The following is a 4382-nucleotide window of genomic DNA, read 5'->3' as shown; positions in this document are numbered from 1 at the left end:
GGGTGGGTGGTCGCCGGGTGGTCATCCCGTCGCCTTCCGGTTTGTGCATATCACCTTGAGCCAGGGCCGCAAGGTTGGCATGTCCGGCCGCCGGTAAGCACGGAGGTTGCGGCCCTGGCTCAAGGTGATCGTGCCGGTGTCAGGCGACGGGATGACCACCCAGCTCAGTTGGGGGTGGTGCACCTTGCTCCGCGCTTTTGCAGGTAGCGCTGCTCGGGGAGGCTCGTCGTCCGCTTCGCGGCCAGTTGGTATTCCGTGCGGGCCTCCGCTGTCTCGCCTGCCCGTTCCAGCAGGTGGGCGCGGACGGCGTGCAGGCGGTGGTGCTTGGCCAGGCGCGGATCCTCGGTCAGCGAGTCCAGGAGCTCCAAGCCGGCTCGGGGGCCGGACGTCATCGCCACGGCCACCGCTTTGTTCAGGGTCACCATGGGGTTCGGGGCGACCCGCTCCAGCAGGCCGTACAGCGCCACCACCTGGGGCCAGTCCGTCTCCTCGTCGCTGGCGGCTTCGTCGTGCACCGCGGCGATCGCGGCCTGCAGTTGGTACGCGCCGAGCCGGGTGGTCTTCGCCAAGGCCTCGCTGATCAGGGCGACCCCCTCTTCGATCAGGGCGCGGTCCCAGCGGCTGCGGTCCTGTTCGGACAGCGGGATCAGCTCGCCGTCGACGCTCCTCGCGAACCGCCGGGCGTGGGTGAGCAGCATCAGCGCCAGCAGGCCCGCGACCTCCCAATCCGACGGCAACAAGCGTCGCACCAGGCGGGTCAGCCGGATCGCCTCCGCGGCCAGGTCGTCGCGCTGCAGGTCGGGGCCCGCGGTCGCCGTGTAGCCCTCGTTGAACATCAGGTACAGCACGTGCAGGACCGCGTTCAGCCGCTCGTCCCGCTCTTCCTCGGGCGGCAGGCTGAACCGGGCGCCCTTCACCTTCTGCTTCGCCCGGCTGATCCGCTGGGCCATCGTCGCCTCGGGGACGAAGAACGCCTTCGCGATCTCGGCCGTCGTGAGGCCGCCGACGGCGCGCAGGGTCAGCGCGGTCTGCGACGGCACCGACAGCGACGGGTGGCAGCACAGGAACAGCAGGGTGAGGGTGTCGTCCGCGTCGCCGGGGCCGCGTTCGTCCGCGCCCGGCGCCACCAGCTGCGTCGCCGGGGTGGCGAGCAGGTCCTCGTCCTCCCGGCGGCGCCGGGCGCTGTCGCTGCGCATCCAGTCGGTCAGGCGCCGCGTCGCGACCGTCAGCAGCCACCCGCGCGGGTTGTCCGGCACGCCGGTCTCGCCCCACTGGGTCGCGGCCGCGAGCAGCGCCTCCTGCACCGCGTCCTCACACGTGTCGAGCCCGCCGTAGCGGCGCATGAGGATCGCCAGCACCTGCGGCGCCAGCTCGCGCAGCAGGTCGTCGGTCATCCCTCGCCGCCGTGCAGCACGGGCCACACCTCGACCTGCCGGAACGCGGCGAACGGGTTGTCCGCCGCGATCTCCAGTGCCCGCTCCTCGCTGTCCACCTCGAGCATCGCCACGCTGGCCAGGTACTCCTTGGTCTCCAGGTACGGCCCGTCGGTGACCGTCGTCTGCCCGTCGCGGACCCGGACGACCTTCGGGTCCGCGATGCCGTACGCGCCGAGCAACTCGCCGGACGCGAAGTACTTCTCGTTGAACGCGTCCTGCGCGGCGACGGCCGCCTGCCACTCGTCCGGCGTCACCGAGTCCCACAGCTCCTGGTTGCCGTACAGAATCACCATGTACTTCATGGGGGTCATCCTCCCTGGTCGAGCCTCTGTCGGAAGGAGGTCCGGAGCGGATCACGTTTTCTCGACATGGCGCGCGGAGAATTTTTCCGGCCTAGAGTCAGCGGTGTGGACCTGCCCGTGATGCCGCCGGTCAAGCCGATGCTGGCGAAGGCCGTGCACGAGATGCCCCGCGAACCCGGGCTGCACTACGAGCCGAAGTGGGACGGGTTCCGCTGCGTCGTGTTCCGCGACGGTGACGAGGTCGAGCTGGGCTCCCGCAACGACCGGCCCCTGACCAGGTACTTCCCCGAGCTGGTCGACCTGCTGAAGGCCGCGCTGCCGGAGCGGTGCGTGGTCGACGGGGAGATCGTCATCGTCACCAGCGGCGGTCTCGACTTCGACAGCCTCCAGCTCCGGCTGCACCCCGCCGCGTCCCGGGTGCGGAAGCTGGCCGCGGAGACGCCGGCCAGCTTCGTCGCGTTCGACGTGCTCGCGCTCGACCACGCCGACCTGACCGGTGAACCGTTCCAGCGGCGCAGGCACGTCCTCGAAGGGGTGCTCGACGACTCACTCGCCCGGGTGCACCTGACGCCGATGACCCAGTCCCCGGACGTCGCGCAGGACTGGTTCACCCGGTTCGAGGGCGCCGGGTTCGACGGGGTCATGGCGAAGCCGGGCGACCTGCCGTACGAGCAGGACAAGCGGGTGATGTGGAAGGTCAAGCACGAGCGCACCGCGGACTGCGTGGTCGCCGGATTCCGCTGGCACAAGGACGGCAACGGGATCGGATCGCTGCTGCTCGGCCTGTACGACGCGGACGGGCGGCTGCAGCACATGGGCGTGGCGAGCAGTTTCACCGCCGCGCGACGCCGGGAGCTGGTCGACGAGCTGGCGCCGCTGCGGGAGGGCGCGATGGAGCAGCACCCGTGGCGCGAGTGGGCGTCGTTCGAGCCGGACGGCAGGCGGGTGCCGGGCGCGCAGAGCCGGTGGAACGCGGGCAAGGACCTGTCGTGGGAGCCGGTGCGGATCGAGCTGGTCGCCGAGGTCCGCTACGACCACCTGCAGGCGGGCCGCTTCCGCCACGCGACGCGCCTCGTGCGGTTCCGGCCCGACCGGACCCCGGACTCGTGTCGGTACGACCAGCTGGAAGAGGTGCCGCCGGCGGAGCTGACCGCCCTGTTCAGCGAGGTGAGAGCGTGAGCGCTGTACCGATTGAAGGCACCGAGGTCAGCATCTCGTCGCCGGACAAGGTGTACTTCACCGAGCGCGGCGAGACGAAGCTCGACCTGGTCCGGTACTACCAGGCGGTCGAGGGCCCGTTGATGAACACGCTGCGGGACCGGCCGTTGCTGCTGGAGCGCTATCCCGACGGCGCGAGCGGCAAGTCGTGGTTCCAGAAGCGCGTCCCCAAGTCGACGCCGTCCTGGGTGCGGACCACCGTGGTGTCCACCCCGAACGGAACGACCTCGGACGCCCTCGTGGCGGCCGACCTGGGGCACATCCTGTGGGCGGTGAACCTGGGCTGCATCGGTTTCCACGTCTGGCCGTACCGCGCCTCGGCGCCCGAGTTCGCCGACGAGCTGCGAATCGACCTGGACCCGTCGCCCGGGGTGACGTTCGAGCAGGTCCGCGAGGCGGCGGTGCTGACGAAGGACCTGCTGGACTCCCTGGGCATCGCGGCGTACATCAAGACAACGGGCTCCCGGGGCCTGCACGTCTACGTGGCGCTGGAACCACGGTGGGACTCCTACGCGGTGCGTGCTGCCGCGGTCGCCCTGGCGCGGGAGCTGGAGCGCAGGCACCCGGACCTCATCACCGCGCAGTGGTGGAAGGAAGAACGGGGCGCGAGGGTCTTCGTGGACTTCAACCAGAATGCCCCACACAAGACGGTGTTCGGCGCGTGGTGCGTCCGCCCACGGCCAGGCGGGCAGGTCTCGACGCCCATTTCGTGGGACGAGCTGTCCACAGTGGAACCGGGGGAGTTGACCCTGTCGACGGTGCCGGACCTGGTCGCTCGGCGGGGTGACCCATGGGCGCAGATGCGGGAGCGGCCGCAGACGATCGAGCCGCTGCTGGAGATGTCGGAGCGGGACATGGCAGCGGGAATGATGGATGCGCCGTGGCCGCCCGTGTACCCGAAGCAGCCGAATGAGCCACCCAGGGTGGCACCGAGTCGGGCGAAGAAGAGCTAGCGCCGACAAACCGCCGTCCGGCAACGAAACGCTACCGAGCAGCCCAACCCCCCTCAACCGCAAGCCGGCAACGCAAAGCAGGCGATTACCCCAACCAGACCTCCCCCGCCCCCGATCCACAGCCTGCTTTTAGTCGCCGATCAGGCGTGTCAAGGTACTCTTTCCCGCCTTGACACGACTGCTCGGCGACTGAAACACACTCAGGGAGAGGGGGCGGGGGTGGTCGTAAGGTGACCTTTCGAGCGCCGTGAGGCGCTTTTCCGCCCGCAGGGCGGACTCCCCGCCGTGTCAGGCGGCGGTTTAAAGATCAAGAGATAGTCCTCGCCGGACGGGCAGGCTCCGGGATGACCAGGGGTTGGGTGCCTCGTCCCACCTTCTCGAGGTGGTCGCCGGGTGGTCATCCCGTCGCCTTCCGGTTTGTGCATATCACCTTGAGCCAGGGCCGCAAGGTTGGCATGTTCGGCCGCCGGTTG

Annotated in this window: 4 protein-coding genes; 2 read left to right on the top strand and 2 right to left on the bottom strand. The window is 69.9% G+C overall.

Annotation, left to right across the window (positions count from 1 at the left end):
• Window positions 1-164 precede the first annotated feature (164 nt).
• Window positions 165-1394: a sigma-70 family RNA polymerase sigma factor gene (locus ABZ193_RS43335; RefSeq protein WP_354714647.1), complete on the bottom strand. Its 1230-nt coding sequence runs from the start codon at window positions 1392-1394 to the stop codon at window positions 165-167.
• A complete protein-coding gene (locus ABZ193_RS43330; RefSeq protein ID WP_237340303.1) occupies window positions 1391-1738 on the bottom strand; it encodes a YciI family protein in 348 nt (115 codons plus the stop codon). The genes ABZ193_RS43335 and ABZ193_RS43330 overlap by 4 nt, the downstream gene beginning before the upstream one ends.
• A 105-nt stretch (window positions 1739-1843) precedes the next feature.
• Here ABZ193_RS43330 and ABZ193_RS43325 point away from each other — a divergent pair, with 105 nt between their 5' ends.
• Both ABZ193_RS43325 and ligD read left to right on the top strand, forming a co-directional pair.
• Entirely contained in the window at window positions 1844-2917 is a 1074-nt protein-coding gene (locus tag ABZ193_RS43325; protein ID WP_354714645.1) for an ATP-dependent DNA ligase, read from the top strand.
• Window positions 2914-3909, top strand: coding sequence for a non-homologous end-joining DNA ligase (gene ligD, locus ABZ193_RS43320; protein WP_354714644.1), 996 nt, complete (start codon window positions 2914-2916; stop codon window positions 3907-3909). The genes ABZ193_RS43325 and ligD overlap by 4 nt, the downstream gene beginning before the upstream one ends.
• Window positions 3910-4382 lie beyond the last annotated feature (473 nt).

The sequence above is a fragment of the Amycolatopsis sp. NPDC006125 genome, assembly GCF_040614195.1.
Taxonomy (GTDB): domain Bacteria; phylum Actinomycetota; class Actinomycetes; order Mycobacteriales; family Pseudonocardiaceae; genus Amycolatopsis_E; species Amycolatopsis_E tucumanensis.
This window is presented reverse-complemented; position numbering and strand designations above follow the sequence as displayed.